The sequence below is a fragment of the Maritalea porphyrae genome, assembly GCF_030159895.1.
Lineage (GTDB): Bacteria > Pseudomonadota > Alphaproteobacteria > Rhizobiales > Devosiaceae > Maritalea > Maritalea porphyrae.
The window spans coordinates 2,547,618-2,567,667 of the sequence record NZ_BSNI01000002.1 but is presented as its reverse complement, the minus strand read 5'-3'; the positions used below and the strand labels follow the sequence as shown (position 1 = coordinate 2,567,667).

The window sequence follows — 20,050 nt, the reverse complement described above, 5'->3', positions numbered from 1 at the left end:
ATTTGAGATGTGCAATTTTGTCCAAGACGGCTTGTCACCATTGCGCTAGTGTTTGTGCATGGAGATGATTTCGGGGCAAGATGAAACGACGATTGAGCTCAAGCAGGGCGAGCACGCTACCTTTTGGCGTGAAGAAAGCTATGACAGCCTAGAGTGCTTCAAAGCCACATTTCTTCGCCACGAGTATTCCCCTCACACCCATGATACTTTTGTAATTGGTGCAGTGGTTTCTGGCTATCAACGCCACAAACTGAAGGGGTCGGAGTCTGTTGGAGGTCCTGGTTCTGTATTCATGTTGAACCCCGAGGATGTGCACGATGGTCGTCCTTTGGAACAGGGGTACACTTACCGCATGTTCTATCCGTCGGTCCGCTTGATGGATGAGATCGCTGCTGATTTGCCTGGCATTCGCCAATCTGGTTCTTTGTTCTTTCGAGAGCTGATGTGTGATGACAAGCGCATTGCCCGCGCCTTGATTGAAGCGCACAACGTTATTGAGCACAGCAGAGACCCCTTGGAAAAAGACGAAGCCCTTTTTCGCTCCTTGGGTGCTTTGATCGACAAATATGGAAGTTGGTCGACAGGACTGTTGGAAAAGCGGGAACCGCGCGCAATTGCGCGTGTTTGCGACTATATGCAGGCGCATTTTGGCGATGAGTTAAACCTTGAAATGCTGGCCAATATCGCCGGCATGAGCCGGGCATATTTTGTGCGTGTGTTTGCCAAGAATATGAACCAAACGCCGCATAGCTATCTCACCGATATTCGCATCCGCGCGGCGCGGAAGCTGTTGAATTTGGGGCGAGACCCCATGTCCGTTGCAATTGAATGTGGCTTTTTTGATCAGTCTCACCTGAACCGGCATTTCAAACGCCGGATTGGCATCACCCCCGGCGCCTACAAAAATATGCACGCCCACCAAAACTAGCGCATTTCGTCCAATCCATTCAGTGTTTTTGTCTCTAAAGTCCTAGGACATAGGAGATCAATGATGACAATTTCATCCAACACAGATTTGCGGCCAAACGACTTTGCGGATGGGTTGCGTGCGATCGCGCCATTGGTTGTCGCTGCGTTTCCTATCGCCTTGGTGTTTGGCGCGTTGGCTGCCCAAAAGGGCTTGTCACCATTCGAAACCATGTTGATGAGCAGCGTGGTGTTCGCTGGCGGCTCGCAGTTCGTTGCTGTCGACTTCTGGGCGGACCCAGTGCCGTGGGTTGCCATTACAATTAGTGCGCTTTTGGTCAACATTCGCCATGTGCTGATGAGTGCATCGCTGGGCACCAAGACCCATCAAATGGGATTCGGTAAGCAGTTGATCGCGTTTGGTTTTCTTGCGGATGAGATTTGGGCGTTATCTGAGCATCGTGCACGAAAACAGGACGCCAGCTTTGCCTTCATGATGGGGCTTGCGATGCCGTTTTATATAAATTGGGTGGTGATGACGGGAGTTGGCTCTAGTTTGGGCACGCTCCTTGCTAATCTCGATCCAGCGAAATGGGGTTTTGACTTTGCATTCCCAGCGATTTTTATCGGACTGATTATGGGCTTCTGGCAGGGTCAAAAAACGGGCATCATTCTAGCGGCCAGCGGGTTGGCGGCTATTGCATGCAAGGCATTGGTGCCTGGGGCTTGGTACATTGCCGCGGGTGCGGCCGCTGGCGTGTTGGTCGCTGCCATTTTGACCGATCCAGAAGCGGTGGAGGGTTAGAAATGGAGAGTTTTTTCCACACTGATCCGCTTACATTGCTCGCTATTTTAGGCATGGGTGTCGCCACCTACGTCACCCGTATTTCTGGGCTGTTGCTGGTCCGATTTGTAGATCTCAAGGGCCGAACTCGTGCCGCTTTGGAGGCGGTACCCGTGGCTGTTTTGATGGCGGTAATTGCACCGACAGTTCTTGCCACTGGACCAGCTGAAACGGGCGCTGCGATCATCACGATGCTTGCTGCTTTTCGACTGCCCTTGCTTGGCGTTGTGGCCGTTGGGGTTGTGTCTGTCGCTGTACTGCGCGCAGCGCTTGGAATGCTTTAGATTTGTCCGAGCAGAGTGCCAACGATGGCGCCGATTAAGACCACCAGCCAAGGCGGTAGCTTGTAAACCATCAACAGCAGAAATGCAGCTATTACCAATGCAAAATCAAGCGCTGTAAGGACAGTGCTTTGCCAAATCGGTGTGAAGAACGCAGCGGCTAGAAGCCCGACTACAGCGGCGTTTGCGCCAGCCAAGATGGACCGTGCGCCCTGCCAGTTTCTGAATTTCTGCCAATGCGGAAGCATAGCATAGACCAGCAAGAAACCGGGCAAGAAAATAGCGATTGTGGCGATGGCGGCGTTCAGCGCAGCGTCGGGCATTGGCGCGCTTGCAGCGCCCAAAAAGGCAGCGAAGCTGAAAACTGGCCCGGGCACCGCTTGGGTTATGCCATAGCCGGCTAAGAAGCTGTCTTTGTTGACAATTCCTGTGGCGACGACCTCGGTTTTAAGCAAGGGCAAGACCACATGACCGCCGCCAAAAACCAATGCGCCAGCGCGATAAAAACTGTCTAGGAGCTGGATCCGAAGGTCCGATGTGAACTGCGCCAATAGGGGAAGAAATAGGAGTAGTGCGAAAAAAAACGCTAAGGCGATGTATCCAGCAAAAACGGGGATATGTCGTGTTGGTGTGTTTTGGAATGTAGGGACATGTTCTGACTTATTCACGAACTTTCCTAAAAACGCCCCAAAGGTGATTGCTAGGACCTGGCCGAGCGGGCCAGCGATCAGTGTGACAATAAGCAGGGACAGAGCCGCAATAGTTGCAGTGGCTTGTGTCTTACATAGACTTGTCGCCATGCCCAAAATCGCCTGTGCGACGACTGCTGCGGCGACAATTTTCAGGCCGTGGATAAGACCGTCCCCAAACGTTCCTGATAGCGTGTCGGCATAAAGGGCAAACAGCACCAAAAATAGCGCGGATGGCAAAGTGAAAGCCAAGAAGGCAGCGATGCCGCCAAATAATCCACCGCGCTGCACGCCGAGTGCAAAGCCAACTTGCGAACTGGAAGGGCCGGGCAAGAACTGACAAAGCGCAACCAAATCAGCATAGGCATCATCAGTGAGCCATTTGCGCTTTTCAACGAATTCGGCGCGAAAGAAACTCATATGAGCAACCGGCCCACCAAAAGAGGTGAGACCGAGTTTTGCAAAGGCGTTGAAAATTTCAAACAATGGACGTGACACAATCAAATACCCTTTTGGTTGGGCACGCCTTGTTTTTTAAATCGCTTTTGTCGCGCTCGCCAACCACGCCTTGTCACTATCGCTCAATTGTGACGCTGCGATCTCGTAGCATTTTTTGTGATAGTCATTCAGCCAGTTGATTTCAGTTTCCGTCATCAAGCTTTTGTCGATCAAGCGCGTGTCGATTGGCGTGAAAGTGATGGTTTCAAAGCTATAGAATGGCTGGTCTTTGGTGCCCTTGTCACTTTCAACAACAACAATCAGGTTTTCAATGCGGATGCCGTGGCTACCTTCCAAATAGTAACCCGGTTCATTTGAGATGATGTTGCCGACTTCAAGTGGTGCTGTATAGCGTGGAGAGATGCCGCATGGCCCTTCGTGTACGCCCAAGAAAGCGCCGACGCCATGACCGGTTCCGTGATTGTAATCAAGACCTTCTGCCCACAGGAATTGACGCGCCAAAATATCCAGATGCGAGCCGGTCGTGCCTTTTGGGAATGTTGCTAGAGTAAGAGCGATCATGCCCTTGAGCACCAAAGTGAAGTGCTTTTTTTGCTCTGCTGTTGCAGGGCCAGTGGCCATGGTGCGGGTAATGTCAGTTGTGCCTTCGCGATATTGACCACCGCTATCGACCAGCATCAATTCGCCAGGGATAAGGCGACGATCTGAGTTTTCAGTAACACGGTAGTGGCAAATCGCGCCATTTGGGCCTGAGCCTGAAATGGTTTCAAAGCTGATGTCGACGAGAGAGTTGGCCTGGCGACGTATCTGCTCAAGCTGTTTGACGATAGCGATTTCGGTTAACTCGCCTTTTGGTGCTTCGGCGTCAAGCCAAGACAAGAACTTCGCCATCGCGGCTGAATCAAGCCGCTGAGCGGCTTTCATGCCATCAATTTCTACAGCGTTTTTACGTGATTTGATTTTGAGAACTGGATCAGCTTCATTGACTAGTTTGCCGCCAGCTTCGGTGACAATGTTGGCCAATTTGGAAGGGCAGGTGTTGCCGTCTAGCCAAATGGTCTTGTCTTGTGCAAGTTCTGCAAGGTTACCGGTTAAGTCGCCAATCGGGCGCAGTGCTACCACGTCACCAAGTTCATTTTGAACGTCGGCAGTGATCTTTTCAGGTTGCACGAACAGTGTTGCTTTGCCAGATTTCTCGATGATCGCAAAGCCTAGTGTCACCGGCGTATTTGGAATGTCAGAGCCGCGAATGTTGAATAACCAACAAAAGCTTTCTGGCAAAGTCAGAACGAGAGCGTCGGCTTCGCGTTCCTCAATTGTCTTGATCAGATCGCTCACTTTGTCCGCAGCGCTTTTGCCTGTTTGATCCAACGACAATGTAAAAATCTTGTCGGTTGGCGGGGCAGGACGGTCTGTCCAAATTTCATCAACCAAGTTGTTGGTTTCAACCAGATTGATTTCGGCTTTTGCCAAAGCCTCGCGCAGCGTTTTGATGGCGTTCGGTGTATGTAGCCAACCGTCAAACCCGACTTTGCTTCCGGCTTCAAGCGCATCAACTAACCATTTTTGTGCAGCATCTGGCTTCATGTCGACGCATTCAATGTGGTCGGTATCTGTTTGCGCTGGCGCTTGGATCGTGTATCGCCCATCAACCACGAGAGCCGCGCGGTCTTTGGTTACAAGTGCATAGCCTGCAGACCCGGTAAAGCCTGTCATATAGGCAAGGCGTTCGTCACCCGCCGGAACGTTTTCACCGCGGTGCGCATCATCACGCGGGACAATAAAGGCATCCACATTTGCAGCAGATAGCGCGGCGCGCAATGCAGTTAGGCGCGGCAGAACTTGGGTTGAGTCAGCTTTTTCATCAAATTGTTGGAATTGAATTGAGCCGTCATTGTTAAACATTCGGTACGGTATCCTTTGAATCGCCGATCTTTCACTGCGATGTGTCTGCGATTTGATTTGTTTGTTGGTTTCTCGGACAGGAGGAAAAATTGGCTAAGCCATTTGAATTTGTACGCGATATTTTTGCTGCAATCATGAACTCACGCTCGAAAGCGGTTGAACATGATATCGACCACATCGTGGAAGCAGAGCACCATGATTTCACCAAAAATCACACGCTATAGACAGCCATTTCACATTATTCTATCCGATTTTTAAACGCGCAGCTTGTTCAAAGCGGCGCGTTTTGCATGTCTCCGTTTGTATTGGTCTATCGGTATTCCAAAAACGCATGGCTGTGGTGCGTTTCCAGCTCTACCTAAAAAATTTTACTGCGCTACATTGGTTTCACGAATTCAAAAAAGCAACCCCACTTTTGGTGGAAATTGTAGGAGACGAATATGGCACAGACAGTTGGATTTTTTCGCAACGTAGTAGACGCAATGGTTTCTTCTCGCTCAAAACACGCTGAGCGCCAGGTTGCAAACTTTTTGAAAACCCACGGACACGAAGCGATCAACAATGATCGTTTGAACGGCTTTTGATTTTTGGCGTAATCGCCACACTTTTTTAGGATGCACAAAATGGCTAAATCTGGTTTCTTCCGCAACGTAATGGACGCAATCGTAACATCACGTTCTAAGCACGCTGAGCGCGAAGTTGCTCGCTTTGTGGAAACACATGGCTACCGCAATTTGTTGAACGAAGAGCGTTCACGCAACAGCTTCTAAGGTTTACGCCTCACGTTGCAATCTTAGGATTGTCCAATCGCCCTTTTCGACACGTTCGAGAAGGGCGATTTTGTTTTTGGCATAGGCTTCAATCACGCCGTCAGCCTGACGGTTCAAAAGCCCGGCTAGCACAACCACACTGCCTTCATGGGTGTGTTTGGCAATATCAGGTGCCAACTCTACCAGTGGCCCGGCCAAAATATTGGCCAAAACCAAATCAAAGGGTCCGCGTTGTGCAAAGATTTCATGATCCATGCCAGTGGCGACCGCGGTTTCTATTTTGTCAGCAACGCCATTGATTTCGGTGTTTTCAGCCGTCACCTCAATTGCCTTGGCATCAATGTCTGTCGCCAGCACATTCTGATCTAACCGTTTTGCGGCAGCAATTGCCAAAATGCCGGTGCCAGTTCCCAAATCAAGAATCTTTTTTGGTGCGAGGTCAGAATTGGCCACGATAGATACGGCTTCTAAACAACCCGTAGTGGTTTCGTGGTGGCCGGTGCCAAAGGCTTGGCCCGCATCTATTTTGATGGCGATCTTGTCATCAGGAATAGGTGTTTCTTCGTGGCTTCCATGCACAAAGAATTCACCTGTGTCGATTGCCGACAGCCCTTCAAGTGAGTGGGCGACCCAGTCTTTATCTGGCACTTGCCCGATGGTGAATTCAACTTTGCCGTTCAAAACACGTTGCGCCAGTTCGTTGAAGCGCTCAACGTCAGGCTTTTGATCGCACGTTGCTTCAAACACCCAGTCGCCATTCTCATTTTCAAAGGCTGAGGCGGAAAGCGCCAAGCCAAACTCTTCCATTACCGCGTCGGCCAGGGCAAATGCGTCTTGTTTGGACATCGGGACAAAGATTTGTTCAAGGGTCATTGGGTGCTGCCTTTATGGGCGTTTAATAAAGCTCTCGAGCACTTTTTTGCGCCCAACGGATGGGAAGTCAATGGTCAGCTTGTTGCCATCAACGCTGGCCACAATGCCTTCACCAAACTTAAGGTGCAATGCTTTGTCGCCTTGTTTGAATGAAGATGATGAGGTGTTTATGCTGCCAGACCGGACAACCAATTCGCCTTCAATCGTGGGGCCTCGGTCGTGAGCCCGTGCTTTGTTTTGTTTTTGCGCGCGCTGCCACCCAGGGGTTTCATAAACACTATCAAACGGGTCTCGCGTGTCGAATTTGGACGCGGCATTACGTCCGCCATAATTGTAACCGCCATAGCTTGAGCCTGTGTCTTTTACTTCCACAGCGTCAGCCGGCAATTCATCTAGAAAACGCGAGGGAATACACGACTGCCAAAGGCCGTGGATACGGCGGTTTTGTGCGACGGTAAGTTTGGCGCGTTTTTTGGCGCGGGTGATGCCCACATAGGCGAGGCGACGTTCTTCTTCCAAACCGATGCGACCGCTTTCATCAAGCGAGCGTTGGTGGGGGAACAATCCTTCTTCCCAACCGGGAAGGAAGACCGTATCGAACTCAAGTCCTTTTGCCGCGTGCAAAGTCATGATGGACACCGCGTCTTCGGCACCATCGCCGCTGTCGCGCTCCATGACGAGGGAAACGTGCTCTAAGAATCCGCCAAGCGTTTCAAACTCTTCCATTGAGCGAACAAGTTCTTTGAGGTTCTCCAAACGGCCCGGCGCGTCGGCAGAGCGATCGTTTTGCCACATCTGTGTGTAGCCGCTCTCGTCCAATATTGCTTCGGCGACTTCGGCGTGCGGCATGTTTTGCAAACGGTTGGCCCAATCGTCGAATTGGCTGATCAAAAAGCGCAGGGTTGAGCGCTGTTTTGGCTTTAACTCGTCGGTTTCAATAAGATCGCGGGTGGCTTGAATAAGCGGCACATTGGCGGCACGAGCCGCGTCATGCAGAAGGCGAATAGTTGCGTCGCCTAGTCCGCGTTTGGGCACATTGACAATGCGTTCGAACGCCAAATCGTCAGCTTGTTGCGTTGTGGCGCGCAAATAGGCGAGAGCGTCGCGAATTTCTTTGCGTTCATAAAAGCGTGGGCCACCAATGACGCGATAGTTTAGGCCAAGTTTGATAAAACGTTCTTCAAATTCGCGCATTTGGAATGAAGCGCGCACCAAAATGGCAATTGAATTGAGCGTATGGCCTTGACGTTGAAATTGCTCGATCTCTTCACCAATATGGCGGGCTTCTTCTTCTGAATCCCAAACCGAAGTAACAGTGACCGGATCACCTTCTTCGCCCACATCGGTTTGAAGGGTTTTACCCAGACGGTCTTCATTGTGTGAAATAAGGTGAGACGCAGCGCGCAAAATCTTTGAAGTGGAGCGATAATTGCGTTCCAATCGGATCACTTTTGCGCCTGGAAAGTCTTTTTCGAAACGAAGGATATTGTCGACCTCAGCACCGCGCCACCCGTAGATGGATTGGTCATCGTCGCCAACAACGCAGACATTGGAATTGCCTTGCGCCAACAATCGTAGCCACAAATATTGCGCCACGTTCGTATCTTGGTATTCGTCCACCAGCATGTATTTGAAGCGTCGGTGAAATTCTTCGAGCACGGTCGGGTTGTCTTTAAGAAGGCGAATGCATTCGAGCAACAAGTCGCCAAAGTCGGCCGCATTAAGAGTTTTCAGCCGCGCCTGATAGGCGGCGTAAAGCTTTGCGCCTTTGCCATCTGCAAAAACACCTGCGTCTGATGCATCGAGCTGCTTAGGCTGTAGGCCCTTATTTTTCCAACCATCAATCATGTGCGCAAGCTGACGTGCAGGCCAACGCTTTTCGTCGATATTTTCCGCTCGCAGCAATTGCTTGAGCAGACGGATTTGGTCGTCAGTATCAAGAATGGTGAAATCGGATTTCAATCCCACGAGCTCGGCGTGACGACGCAAAATCTTTGCGCCAATCGAGTGGAATGTGCCAAGCCAAGGCATGCCTTCAACAGAACCGCCAACAAATTTGGAAATCCGCTCTTTCATTTCGCGGGCCGCTTTGTTGGTGAAGGTCACGGCCAAAATTTCATGGCCACGGGCGCGGCGGGTGGCCAGGATGTGCGCGATGCGGGTGGTCAGAACACGGGTCTTTCCGGTGCCTGCACCAGCAAGCACCAAAAGCGGTCCCTCAATGCTTTCAATCGCGTCTTGTTGCTCGGGATTTAGGCCATCTAGATAGCGCGGTGCGCCGCCGCCAAATTGCGACGTAATTGGTCCAGGTTGTGAACTGGGGGCTTTGCCCGGCCTTGCAGTCATAGAACGCGCTCGAATCTCGTTTTGTTCTTTATAGGTCAGTTGCCAATATTTGTATATGCAGCGGTCAACTTAGAATTGTCATCTCATTGTTGCATGGCCGGAATATCCCCAACAGCGGTTTATCTCACAATCAAGGAACCGTACAACATGAAATTCCAACATATCCTTGGCGCTTTTGCATTTGGTGCGATCAGCTTGACCGCCCTAAATGCAGCCGCTGCGCCCCACTTTAACCGGATCGCCAGCTTCCCCGTTGCCAGCAATATTCCAGCGAGCATAGATGCCAACAGCGAATCATCCTCAGAAATCATTGCGGCCACAGAAGACGGTATGACGTTGATTTACTCAGACAGTCCATTGGGTGGTATCGGCTTCATCGATATTGCGGACCCCAAAGCGCCAAAGGCGGCAGGCTTTTTGACGCTGACTGGCGAGCCAACATCGGTTTCGATTGTTGGCAATAGCGCCTTTGTTGGTGTGAACACCTCTGAGAGCAATGTGGCACCCTCTGGGCATTTGGCAGTGATTGATATCGCCTCAAAAGAGGTAGTCGCCAAGTGCGATCTTGGCGGTCAGCCTGACAGCGTTGCGGTTTCACACGACGATTCACTGGTCGCAATTGCAATTGAGAATGAGCGCGACGAGGATTTGAACGATGGCGAGTTGCCTCAATTGCCAGCCGGCTTTGTGACGATCTTCAGTGTTGCGAACGGCGTTGTTGATTGTGAAAGCAAAAAGCAGGTTGAATTGACAGGTCTGGCTGAGATTGGTGGTTCTGATCCAGAGCCAGAGTTTGTTGATTTCAATGCGCTGAATGAGATCGTTGTTTCAATGCAGGAAAACAACCATTATGCCATTATCGACGGTGTAACTGGCGAAGTGAAATCTCATTTTTCAGCTGGTGCAGTTGATCTTTCTTACATCGATGTTGAAGAAGAACGCGCATTCACATTTGACGGTAGCCAAACTGAACGTTTGCGCGAACCCGATGCGGTGAAGTGGTTGGATGATAATCGCTTTATTGGCGCTAATGAGGGCGACTTTAACGGCGGTTCTCGCGGGTTCACCATCTACCACAAAGATGGTTCAGTTGAGTTTGAATCGGGCACATCTTTGGAAATCTTGGCCGCGCGCGCTGGTCACTACCCGGAAAAACGCTCTGGCAATAAGGGTGTGGAACCTGAGGGCTTGGCAACAGGTACCTTTGGCGATGACACATACTTCTTCGTGTTGCTGGAGCGTGCATCGTTGGTCGGCGTCTACAAAGACACCGGTGCTGACCCTGAATTTGTGCAGTTGCTACCATCCGGGATTGCACCAGAAGGCGCGCTGACAATTCCCTCGCGCAATCTGTTTGTGTCTGCAAACGAAGCGGAATTGGTCGAAGATGGCGGCGTACGTTCACATGTCATGATTTATGAATTGCAAGACGCACCAGCTGCTTACCCGCAAATCATGTCTGAAATGGCTGACGACCATCGCCCAATTGGTTGGGTTGCTCTGTCAGGGCTTGTAGCTGACGCCGAAGTGCCTGGAAAGCTTTACGCGGTGAACGACAGCTTCCTGCGGGCGCAACCTTCAATCTATGAGATTGATGCAACGAGCATGCCCGCCAAAATCACAAAGCGTATTGGGGTGACGCGTGATGGTGCACCTGCGCAAAAGCTAGACCTTGAAGGCATCACCTTGGATGGCAAAGGCGGTTATTGGCTCGCCTCTGAGGGCCGTGCTGATCGTTTGACACCACATGCGATTTACAATGTGAATGCAAAGGGCGAGATCAAGCAAGAAGTGCCATTCCCAGCTGAATTGCTTGCTGTAGAAAAACGCTTCGCTGCCGAAGGCATCACAAGTGTCGGTGAAGGCGATGATATGGTGCTTTGGATTGCCATCCAGCGGGAATGGCAGGACGACCCAAAAGGGCAGGTGAAACTGGTTTCTTACCAACCTTCAACTGGCGAATGGGGTGCAGTGCGTTACCCGCTTGATGAGACAGCAAATGGCTGGGTTGGCCTTTCTGAGATTACGACATATGGCGAATACGTTTATATCATTGAGCGTGACAATCAGATCGCTGAAAATGCGAAAGTCAAAAAGCTCTACCGCGTAAAACTTGATGATATGCAAGCTGCCCCACTTGGTTCCGATTTGCCAATTGTTGCCAAAGAAGAGGTGCGTGATTTCATTCCTGACCTTCAATCGCTGAACGGTTACGTTCAGGACAAAATTGAAGGCTTTGCAATTGACGCCGCTGGTGAAGGATTCGCCGTTACCGACAATGACGGGGTTGACGATCACTCAGGGGAGACGTTGTTCTTCTCGATTGGCAAGCTTTAGCATCTAGCAATATCTCATAAACACTAAAGCGTCCGGGCAGTTTTGTTCGGGCGCTTTTTCGAGCATCATTCAAGTTCTACCCATTTTGGAGGACAAAGTTTGATGTTTGAAGTTTGGGGGATAAATGTCGCTTGTTGAAGCCATTTTGCGATTTGATGGAACGCATGTTGATGAATTGAAACATGCGCTGAGCAATGAACTCTCTCGAGATGATTGGCGCGAGATTTTGAGTTTTTTTGATTCAGATGATCGTATGCACCAATCGGCCTCAACTTGGCTCGTAAAAAACGCTGCCGAAAGGGGGCAAGCGATCTATCCAGAGGTTCTTGAAAAACTGATTTTGGCGGCACCGCAATTCACCTATTGGGAGCCGCGCTTGCACTTGTTGCAAACCGTTAAATATATGCCGAACGATCTTTTGACCACTGATAAGCTCAGCAAACTCGTTGCTGAATATTGCGCTGACAAGAAGACTTTGCTGCGCGTTTGGGCTCTAGACGCCCGTTGCCGTACCGCTAAGGCAAATGGTGATGGGTCTTCAATTCAGACGCTTTTGCAACACGCACAAGATGACAAAGCAGCTTCAATGCGCGCACGGGCGCGGTTATTGCGCGAAGAGTTTGCAAAGGTGCTCTAGCGGATTGGAGCAGACAATTGCTTGAAACGCTTGACATTGGCTTGGTGCTTCCCATGTGTTGTGAACACCAATAAGGGAACAATCATTATGAAAGCTGCTGTTTACCGCGAGTTCGGTCCGGCCGAAAATGTAAAAATCGAACAAGTTGACAAGCCGACCCCGAAAGCGGGCGAAATTCTCGTCAAGGTGATTGCATCAACGGTGGACATTGCCGATGTGCGCGTTCGGGCATTGCGCGTTCCGGGCGGTCTATCATTTCCAACGCGATTGGCCATGGGCCCCTTTAAACCCAAACACCCGGTGCTTGGTTTGCAGCTTTCTGGCGTTATCGAGCAAGTTGGCGAAGGTGTAACTGGATTTAGCGTAGGCGATGAGGTCGTGGGCTCGTCTGGGTTCAAGTTTGGGTGTCACGCAGAATATGTTTGTCTAGATGCCAGCGGTGCGATTGCCGCAAAACCTGACAGCTTAAGCCATGAAGAGGCGGTTTCGGTGTTGTTTGGCGGGGCAACGGCGAAGGCCTATTTCGATGCGGCGGGTCTAAAAAAAGGCGACCGTATTCTGATCAACGGCGCTTCTGGCGCGGTTGGGGTGGCGGCAGTTCCCCTTGCCAAGCAAATCGGCGCCAATGTAACGGGTGTGTGTAGCGGCAAAAATGCCGAGCTGGTTACATCGCTGGGTGCAGACAAGGTCATTGATTATACTAAGGCCGATTTTAAATCTTCAGGCGAGAAGTTCGACTACATTATGGACAATGTGGGAAATGCGCCATTCGGCGAGATAGAGCACTTGCTGAAGCCTGAGGGTAAGCTGCTTGTCGTTATTTTCAAAAACGTCTGGGAAATGATCAAAAACAGCTTCAACAAGCGCGCATTGTTGCTGACCGGCGATGATGAAAAAGACGTCATGTCGGCGAAGATGTATAAGAAGCTTATGGAGTTGACGATTGAAGGCGGATTGAAGCCCGTTATTGATGCCACCTACACATTAGAAGAGGTCGTTGCTGCCCATAATCACGTGGACACGGGCCGTAAGGTTGGTTCTGTGGTTTTGCGAATTGCGGCGTAGTTTTGGTGCTCGCAGTTGCATTTAGCCATGTTCTTATTGAGACTAAGTTGACATAGCCAGTTGCGCGCCTTAGCGGGCAAGCGAGCCTTCAATCAATCGCTCCATAGCGTTTACGTATATTTCTGCATCCGCACCCGCTGATACTGCAATCGCGGCGCGATCAAATGCTGCGGACAAAAGGTCTGCTAGCACTTCAATGTCTTTGGATTTTGCTTGGTCATCATCAAATGCCGCTTTTAGTCCATCTAAAAGGGTTCGATGCGCTGCGCCATCGTCAATTTTGCGCATCAGGTTCGTGCCTAAAACAGCAGGGCCGATCTCGAGCAGTAAGCGCGTCCTGCCTGGCACTTGCATGGCCTCAATGTAAGCTCGAGAACCGTTCTTGAGGGACTGAATTGCTGAGGTCCCTTCAGCATGGCTGATTATGCTCTCAGCTACTGCCTGTGCTTCTTCAGCAATAACCGCTGTAAGCAGATCCGCTTTGTCCACAAAATGATGATAAAGCGCGCCTCTTGTCACCTTGGCTTTCTTGACGATCGCTGGCGTGCCCGTGTCGGCATATCCGCCTTCAACAAACAATTCTCTGGCTGCTGCAATTAATTGAGCGCGTGTGGCTTGGGTTCTGTCTTTGTTTGATTTGTAGATTTTTGATTGCATACATACAGCCTGTATGTTAAATGGAAGATACATACAGACTGTATGTTAATTGAGCAGAGAGGTAAAGTGATGAAAACAAGTTCTTATTATCCTGTTTTGATGGTCGATAATGTCGCAACGACAGTTGAATTCTACTGCAATCACTTCAATTTTACGCCCACATTCGAAAGTGATTGGTACGTGCATTTGCAGTCAAAAGAAGATGAATTGGTCAATATTGCAGTGCTGCAATTTGATCATCCAACCGTGCCAGCAGGGGCAGAAGCGCGAACTAATGGGTTGATCCTCAATTTTGAGGTTTCAAATGCTCACGTTGAATATGATCGGCTGCGGAGCGCTGGAATTTCATTTTTGTTGGATATTCGTGATGAAGATTTTGGCCAGCGTCACTTCATTGCTCAGGACCCGAATGGTGTGATGATTGATATCATTCAGCCCATCCCGCCAAGCGCTGAGTTTGCAGCCCAGTACACACCTGCAACCCTACCGCAATAGGTGTCTAGCAGGGGGAAGCGAAGAGTTTATGGTTACAAATGCTCTTCGCGACTTTGGTCGACTAGGGCCTTGTTGAAGCTTGAAAGGGCTGCCACATGGGTTGCCCAGCCAACCTGTCGCATTCGCTTGCCAGACCCTTCCATAACGGGGAGACACTCTTTGTGTGTCGCGTCAAAGGCACGCAAGGCATTTTCCAGTGTGTCATTGGATTTCAGCCAGGGCTTGCCAGAAAGAATGTCGAAAGGTTCCTGGTCGCCGTCTTTGTCAAACGGGGTCATGAAATCGCGCACACGGAAATATTTCACAAAGTGTTTGTGCGGACCTTCTTCGAGCATGATGCCGCGGGTATAGAGCTGCCAATAAAAGAATGACCGCCCCATTACGGCTTGGCTTATGCCCGTTGAAATCGATACCGCAAATAGCAGCGCAATAGAGAAGGCAAAGCCACCTGTCAGCTCGAATATCATCACAGTTGTTGAAATTGGTGCACCAAGAACCGCCGCCGCAACTGCGCCCATGCCGATAATCGCGTAGAGCGCTTCGGATGACGCTAGTTCTGGAAAAACGCTTGCCGCCATCAAACCAAACGCGCCACCTGTCATCGCCCCGAGGTAAAGCGAAGGCGAGAAAATGCCGCCACCCATTCTGGATGCGAGCGTAATTGAGGTGGCAATTGTTTTGGCAATGATCAATGCAAGCATTGTTTGCAACGACCAATGGTTGGTCAATGCAGCGTCGGTCGCTTCATATCCAACGCCAAGAATTTGAGGGAAGGCAAGGGCGATAAAGCCCACAAGTAAACCGCCAATTGCGGGGCGGATGAATGCCTTAATTCTGAAGTGACGGGCTATCCAGTCCCCGCCAATCAATGAGGATTGGAAACAGATAGCGACGACCGCACAAGTGACGCCTAGCAGCGCAAAGGCTGGAATTTCCCAGTAGGAGGTGATTTGAAAATCTGGAACCAGGAATGCGGGGTTGTCGCCAAACCACGCGCGCGACATGGTCGAGGCGATCACGGATGCAATCACAACGGGCACAAAGGCGGACATGGCGAAATGCCCTAATATCACCTCATGCGCAAACAGCACTCCAGCGATTGGGGCGTTAAAACTGGCGGAAATAGCGGCGGCAACGCCACACCCGAGCATGATGCGGCGGGCAGAAGGCGGTAGTTCAAAGTAGCGAAACAAGGCCTTTGATACAGACGCCGCAAAATAGACCACCGGGCCTTCACGCCCGGCGCTGCCACCAAAACCAAGTGTGATGAGAGAAATTGCGGTGCCAATTAGGGCCTCTTTTAGCGAGAGTTTTTTGCCGTCATGGGCGCGCGCTTCAATAACGTCGGCAACCCCGCCATAGCGTGATTTGGGTCTGAAATAGATGATCAGGCCAATAAGACATCCGCCAAAAATGGGACCGCCCATGGTGAAATACCAAGGCAATTGGGCCAGGCGATCAAGTATGCGTTCGGATGTTGTGCCGATCCATAGGAATTGTAGCCAGCCAATCATTGATCGGAATAGGATCGCAACAATGCCGCCAGCGATGCCGGCGCCGATGGATAGCAGCCAGATTTTTGGTTGTTGAGCGGTGCGAAAAGTCGCCAAGTGGGGTTCCACCCAGCGGTGGACAACGCGGTATATGAGACGGGCGTTTTTTGCCATATTCTTGCGCGATCCCCCTTAAAATCGCACTCCTACCTTATTCGGTGATAGGCTGGTTTGCGCCATAAGTGCAAGGGGTAAAGCCGTAATGCGGTGATTTCAAACACACAATTGTTGAAATTGGCATTATTTTAGGGTGACGTAGCAGGCGCAAACGCATAGGATTTTGCGAGAGGTTTCGAATTGCTGCGGTCAGTTCCTTGTTAAATCGGCTTTATATTGTTGTAGGCGTTGTACTTATTCTGCTGCTCACGGCAGCATTCGTGGTTCCGCGTCTTTATGACTGGTCTCCATATCGTGAGCGCATGGAAGTTATCGCTTCTGAAGCGCTGGGCACAGACGTCAAAATAAATGGTGATTTGTCGTTTACGCTGCTGCCGCAGCCGCAAATGGTGATGTCGCGCGTGGTCGTTGGGCCAGAGGGCGCACCGATTCTAGAAATCGACCGCGTTGACGCGCATTTGGCGCTGATGGAGTTCTTGCGCGACTATTATGAAGTGCAAAAACTTGTGTTGGACACACCATCATTTCATCTCAAAGTAGCCGAAGATGGTGGCCTAGATTTACCCGTGACGCTGGCGCAAAATGGCGGACGCGACAATGTTTCAATTGAAGATGCTCACATCATCAATGGGTCGTTTTTGCTCAGCGATTTGCGCTCCGACGAGCATTGGCGTGTTGAAAATATTCAAGGACACCTGAGTGCAACAGCCCTACGTGGTCCGTTTGCCTTTACGGGTTCTGGCGTGTTTAACGAAAAAGAGCTGGCGTTACGACTAAACACCTCAGACCTGAATACGCGCGGCGATATCCGCGTAAGCTCGTTTTTGTCACCACCAGATAAGTCATTTTCTCTTGCAAGCGAGGGGTTGCTGACCACTACTGCGCTGTCACCATTTTATGATGGCGAAGTGACGCTGCGGCTGACGCCGCAAAATGTTGCCGAAACAGAAGTGCGCGGCGATATGGTAATGGAAGGCAAGGTGCAGCTTTCGCCAGATCGGCTTAAGCTAACTGAGTATTCAATCCAGCCTGATGAAAATCGAGCCGGGACTCGGCTCACGGGTGCAGTTGACCTGCGGCTTGGTGCGGACCGGTATTTCGATGCGGTGATTTCAGGCGGGGTTGTGCCTTTATTGCCCAAAGATGCGCTCAGTGAAACCCAAGGTGATCCCTATGCCTTGGTTTCTCTTTTGACCCAATTGCCAGCGCCGCCAGCGCTGGGCAATGTAAGCGGCGCATTGTCTGTTGATATTTCTGAATTGGGCGTGCGGGAGTTGGCGCTGCGCAATGTGCTGCTTGATGCAAAAACTGATGGTGCCAATTGGACCGTCGATAGTTTTAGCGCCAAGCTGGCTGGCGATAGTTTGTTGTCTTTGTCAGGGGAGCTCATCGAGGCTCAAGGCAACGCAGCGTTCGATGGCAGCTTTTCAATTGAAACGGAACGCTTGGATGCACTTGCACGTTCCTGGCGAGCATTTGGCGAAAGCAACCCACTCTTTGGCGCAAAGGCGAGCATTGTTGGCGGCATAGATTTCTCAAATTCAGGCGCTACATTTGCAGATTTGGCCTTTAACCTCGATGGCTATGAAATAAGTGGACAAGTTGATTGGCGGGAAGAAAATCAGCGTCGGTTGTCTGTTCGTGCCGAATTAGGGGCATTCGATGCGCAGGCGACAGCGCAATTGATGGGGCTGTTGCCAGATCCAAAACGCGCCGACAAGTTTCAAAACAGTTTTCCGGTTGGCACTTTTAATATTGCTGCGCAAAGTCTTGATATCTCTGGCCAACTCGCGCGCGGCGTCGCGTTTGAAGGGCAGTGGAGCCCAGATGCTATTGATCTAGCGCGCGGTCGGGTTGAGGAAATCGCACAAATTCGCTTAGAAGGTGCGGGGCAAATGACAGGTGAAGTTGTGTCGCCTCGCTTTGAGGGTACTTTGCGCGCCGACCTGCAGCCACAAGCTGATGTTGCAGCGCTTTGGTCCGTTCTACCTCTACCAGAATTACATCCTTCGATTGAAAGTGTTTTTTCAGCTAATCGGCCTGCGCGATTTGATTTTGAATTGACAGAACCAGGGTCGGCGAACGAGCAGAAACTGCTGCTCACCAGCAGTGCAGGGGAGTTGAGCATGAACGCAGAGGTCATGCTTACTGAAGGGCTGACCAATGCATTTACAACACCCACAATTGGCAAGTTTGAAGTCAATGCACCGTCCGCAAGCGCACTATTTGCTCAATTGGGGCTCGACGGTGATGCATTTGATGATCAAGTGCCCGCCGCGCTTAAACTTGAGTATCAAGGCACGATTTTTAACAGCGTACAGTTGACTGGAATATATACCAGCGCTGACGACGCGCTGGGGTATCAAGGGTCTCTAATTGTAAGCGATTTGGACCGTCTGCGCGGAAATGGCGAATTGCGCGTAAAGCTTGCCGATACGGAAGGCTTCGCAGATTGGATCGGACTAGAGAGTTTTCAGGTCCCCGTCGTCAATGGCAAAACCAACCTTAAGTTTACTGGCGTCGGCAATGTCGAATTGAATGATCTGCAATTGCGCGCTGGTGACGAAGATGTTTCAGGCAATATGCAAATCCGCCTTCTAGGCGATGTGCGCGTTGTGACCGGAGATATTAATGTCGGCCGTTTGGATGTTGCTGCATTTTCAACGTTCTTGGGTGGCGCAGCAGCCAATCTAGGGGATGAAGGGCAGATTTGGCCCAATGGGCCGTTTGGCGTTGATAATGGCGCGCGTAATACGCGCGGACGGCTTCATGTCGAGACGCCGCTTCTGCTTGCAAATGGTGATGCTCTTCTTACCGAAGTGGGTTTTGATGTCACGTGGACCAAAGACGAGAACCGAATTCGAAACCTTGTTGGCGCGCGTGGTCAGGGAGAGGTTTCTGCAGATATTTCGCTATGTTGCCACGGCAGTGTCGCGCAAAAACAAGTCGCGGGTCGCTTTGCAATTGATGGGGTGACATTTGATGACCTATTCCCCCAAGCCGTTGCAAATCGTATTGAAGGCGAAGTGTCGGGAAGTGGACAGTTTTCAGGAACGGGCGAAGATTTCGCGGGCGTTGTAAATAGCTTGGGCGGCGATGGCAGCTTTTCGGTTATGGGGCTGCGGGTTGAGGACTTTGATCCCAAGATATTTGAAAAGATCAATGCCGTTGAAAATATCTTGGAAATGGAGGCGCAGGATCTGGAAGCAAGGGTGCTAACCGAGCTTGCTGGCGCTCCGTTTGTTTCGACGGGATTTGAGGGGCTTTTCAGCTTAGCTGCAGGCAGAGTGTTGATCAGCAATATCGCAATTGAAGATGAGCGCACCCGTTTGATTGGTGATGCGAGCCTGGCTTTGCTTGATATGGGGTTAGAGAGCGGTTGGTCACTTACGCCGACACAAAACATTGGCGATGGTTCTGTGCTCGACGAAACCACAGGTCGGGTTGACGCATTAATCTCCGGCACACTTATGGCCCCAGAATATCGCATTGATATTCAGCAAATGGTCGATTCTATTCAGGTGAAAGCTTTTGAGTTAGAAGTAGATCGGCTTGAGAAGTTGCGGGCAGAACAGGAAGCGCGGGCACTTGCGCAAGCTGAAGAACAACAAAGGCGCATGGCGGAACAAGCAGCGCAACTTGCGCGGGAAGAGGCTGCAAAGCTTGCAGCAGAGGAAGAAGCACGGCGAAAGCAACGTGAGGAAGCTGCGGCGAAAGCTGCTGCTGAGGCTGCCGCTGCAGAACAGCAAAGCGAAAGCCCGAGCGTTACTGAGCTTCCACCGCTGAACTTAGATGATCAGCCATTACCATTGCTTGATTTGGATGCCTTGTTCGACCCGAATGCGCCCTTTGATCCCAACCTGACGGACGAAGACGTGCCAATTGATTTGATCGAGGGCGGCAACTAAGAAGTTTGGTTCTTCAGGTTTTCAAGCACGGCTAAACGCAGTGCGGATGCAAGGTTTTCCGTGGTGCGCGCCTCATCAATTTCCTCAATGAGCTGAGAGAGTGTAAGGGAGCGCTCTTTGGCCAGATCATCAATTTCACTCCAAAACTCTTGCTCGAGCGCCACGCTTGTGCGGTGCCCGGCAATTGTGATGGATCGTTTTTTCATGA

Annotated in this window: 18 protein-coding genes; 11 read left to right on the top strand and 7 right to left on the bottom strand. The window is 50.8% G+C overall.

Features of this window, described 5'->3' with window-relative positions; translation table 11 throughout:
- Positions 1-58 precede the first annotated feature (58 nt).
- The 3 genes from QQL65_RS16055 to QQL65_RS16045 are packed head-to-tail and all read left to right on the top strand — an operon-like array spanning position 59 to position 2,034.
- Positions 59-928, top strand: a complete 870-nt coding sequence (locus QQL65_RS16055; RefSeq protein ID WP_284366102.1) for an AraC family transcriptional regulator — start codon at positions 59-61, stop codon at positions 926-928.
- A 60-nt stretch (positions 929-988) separates the two neighbouring features.
- A complete protein-coding gene (locus QQL65_RS16050; RefSeq protein WP_284366100.1) occupies positions 989-1,711 on the top strand; it encodes an AzlC family ABC transporter permease in 723 nt (240 codons plus the stop codon).
- A 2-nt stretch (positions 1,712-1,713) separates the two neighbouring features.
- Positions 1,714-2,034: an AzlD family protein gene (locus QQL65_RS16045; protein WP_284366099.1), complete on the top strand. Its 321-nt coding sequence runs from the start codon at positions 1,714-1,716 to the stop codon at positions 2,032-2,034.
- Here QQL65_RS16045 and chrA read toward each other — a convergent pair.
- Both chrA and QQL65_RS16035 read right to left on the bottom strand, forming a co-directional pair.
- A complete protein-coding gene (chrA, locus tag QQL65_RS16040; protein WP_284366098.1) occupies positions 2,031-3,218 on the bottom strand; it encodes a chromate efflux transporter in 1,188 nt (395 codons plus the stop codon). The genes QQL65_RS16045 and chrA overlap by 4 nt on opposite strands.
- A gap of 36 nt (positions 3,219-3,254) precedes the next feature.
- Positions 3,255-5,084: an aminopeptidase P family protein gene (locus tag QQL65_RS16035; RefSeq protein WP_284366096.1), complete on the bottom strand. Its 1,830-nt coding sequence runs from the start codon at positions 5,082-5,084 to the stop codon at positions 3,255-3,257.
- An 89-nt stretch (positions 5,085-5,173) separates the two neighbouring features.
- Here QQL65_RS16035 and QQL65_RS16030 point away from each other — a divergent pair, with 89 nt between their 5' ends.
- The 3 genes from QQL65_RS16030 to QQL65_RS16020 all read left to right on the top strand — a co-directional run bounded on the left by QQL65_RS16030 (position 5,174) and on the right by QQL65_RS16020 (position 5,854).
- Complete coding sequence (locus QQL65_RS16030; RefSeq protein WP_284366094.1) at positions 5,174-5,308, top strand: hypothetical protein; 135 nt, start codon at positions 5,174-5,176, stop codon at positions 5,306-5,308.
- 216 nt (positions 5,309-5,524) lie between these two features.
- On the top strand, positions 5,525-5,668 hold the full coding sequence (locus QQL65_RS16025; protein ID WP_284366092.1) for a hypothetical protein: 144 nt from the start codon (positions 5,525-5,527) through the stop codon (positions 5,666-5,668).
- Positions 5,669-5,707: 39 nt separating this feature from the next.
- Positions 5,708-5,854: a hypothetical protein gene (locus tag QQL65_RS16020; protein ID WP_284366090.1), complete on the top strand. Its 147-nt coding sequence runs from the start codon at positions 5,708-5,710 to the stop codon at positions 5,852-5,854.
- 3 nt (positions 5,855-5,857) lie between these two features.
- Here QQL65_RS16020 and QQL65_RS16015 read toward each other — a convergent pair whose 3' ends face one another.
- Positions 5,858-6,727: a 50S ribosomal protein L11 methyltransferase gene (locus QQL65_RS16015; protein WP_284366088.1), complete on the bottom strand. Its 870-nt coding sequence runs from the start codon at positions 6,725-6,727 to the stop codon at positions 5,858-5,860.
- A 12-nt stretch (positions 6,728-6,739) separates the two neighbouring features.
- Positions 6,740-9,073: an ATP-dependent helicase gene (locus tag QQL65_RS16010; RefSeq protein ID WP_284366086.1), complete on the bottom strand. Its 2,334-nt coding sequence runs from the start codon at positions 9,071-9,073 to the stop codon at positions 6,740-6,742.
- A 147-nt stretch (positions 9,074-9,220) separates the two neighbouring features.
- Here QQL65_RS16010 and QQL65_RS16005 point away from each other — a divergent pair, with 147 nt between their 5' ends.
- The 3 genes from QQL65_RS16005 to QQL65_RS15995 all read left to right on the top strand — a co-directional run bounded on the left by QQL65_RS16005 (position 9,221) and on the right by QQL65_RS15995 (position 13,112).
- The gene (locus QQL65_RS16005; protein ID WP_284366084.1) at positions 9,221-11,410 is read left to right on the top strand and encodes an esterase-like activity of phytase family protein; all 2,190 of its coding nucleotides are present in this window, start codon (positions 9,221-9,223) and stop codon (positions 11,408-11,410) included.
- A 124-nt stretch (positions 11,411-11,534) separates the two neighbouring features.
- Entirely contained in the window at positions 11,535-12,047 is a 513-nt protein-coding gene (locus tag QQL65_RS16000) for a hypothetical protein (protein ID WP_284366083.1), read from the top strand.
- 87 nt (positions 12,048-12,134) lie between these two features.
- Positions 12,135-13,112: an NAD(P)-dependent alcohol dehydrogenase gene (locus QQL65_RS15995; protein WP_284366082.1), complete on the top strand. Its 978-nt coding sequence runs from the start codon at positions 12,135-12,137 to the stop codon at positions 13,110-13,112.
- 69 nt (positions 13,113-13,181) lie between these two features.
- Here QQL65_RS15995 and QQL65_RS15990 read toward each other — a convergent pair whose 3' ends face one another.
- Positions 13,182-13,769 (bottom strand): TetR/AcrR family transcriptional regulator, encoded by a 588-nt coding sequence (locus QQL65_RS15990; protein WP_284366081.1) that lies wholly within the window; start codon positions 13,767-13,769, stop codon positions 13,182-13,184.
- A 69-nt stretch (positions 13,770-13,838) separates the two neighbouring features.
- Here QQL65_RS15990 and QQL65_RS15985 point away from each other — a divergent pair, with 69 nt between their 5' ends.
- Positions 13,839-14,264, top strand: a complete 426-nt coding sequence (locus tag QQL65_RS15985) for a VOC family protein (protein WP_284366080.1) — start codon at positions 13,839-13,841, stop codon at positions 14,262-14,264.
- Positions 14,265-14,296: 32 nt separating this feature from the next.
- On the opposite strand, the gene QQL65_RS15980 is transcribed toward QQL65_RS15985, so the two are convergent.
- Positions 14,297-15,874: a chloride channel protein gene (locus QQL65_RS15980; RefSeq protein WP_348529150.1), complete on the bottom strand. Its 1,578-nt coding sequence runs from the start codon at positions 15,872-15,874 to the stop codon at positions 14,297-14,299.
- 257 nt (positions 15,875-16,131) lie between these two features.
- Here QQL65_RS15980 and QQL65_RS15975 point away from each other — a divergent pair, with 257 nt between their 5' ends.
- On the top strand, positions 16,132-19,842 hold the full coding sequence (locus QQL65_RS15975; RefSeq protein WP_284366078.1) for an AsmA family protein: 3,711 nt from the start codon (positions 16,132-16,134) through the stop codon (positions 19,840-19,842).
- On the opposite strand, the gene QQL65_RS15970 is transcribed toward QQL65_RS15975, so the two are convergent.
- A complete protein-coding gene (locus QQL65_RS15970; RefSeq protein ID WP_284366077.1) occupies positions 19,839-20,048 on the bottom strand; it encodes a ribbon-helix-helix domain-containing protein in 210 nt (69 codons plus the stop codon). The two genes, QQL65_RS15975 and QQL65_RS15970, sit on opposite strands and share 4 nt — an antisense overlap.
- Positions 20,049-20,050 lie beyond the last annotated feature (2 nt).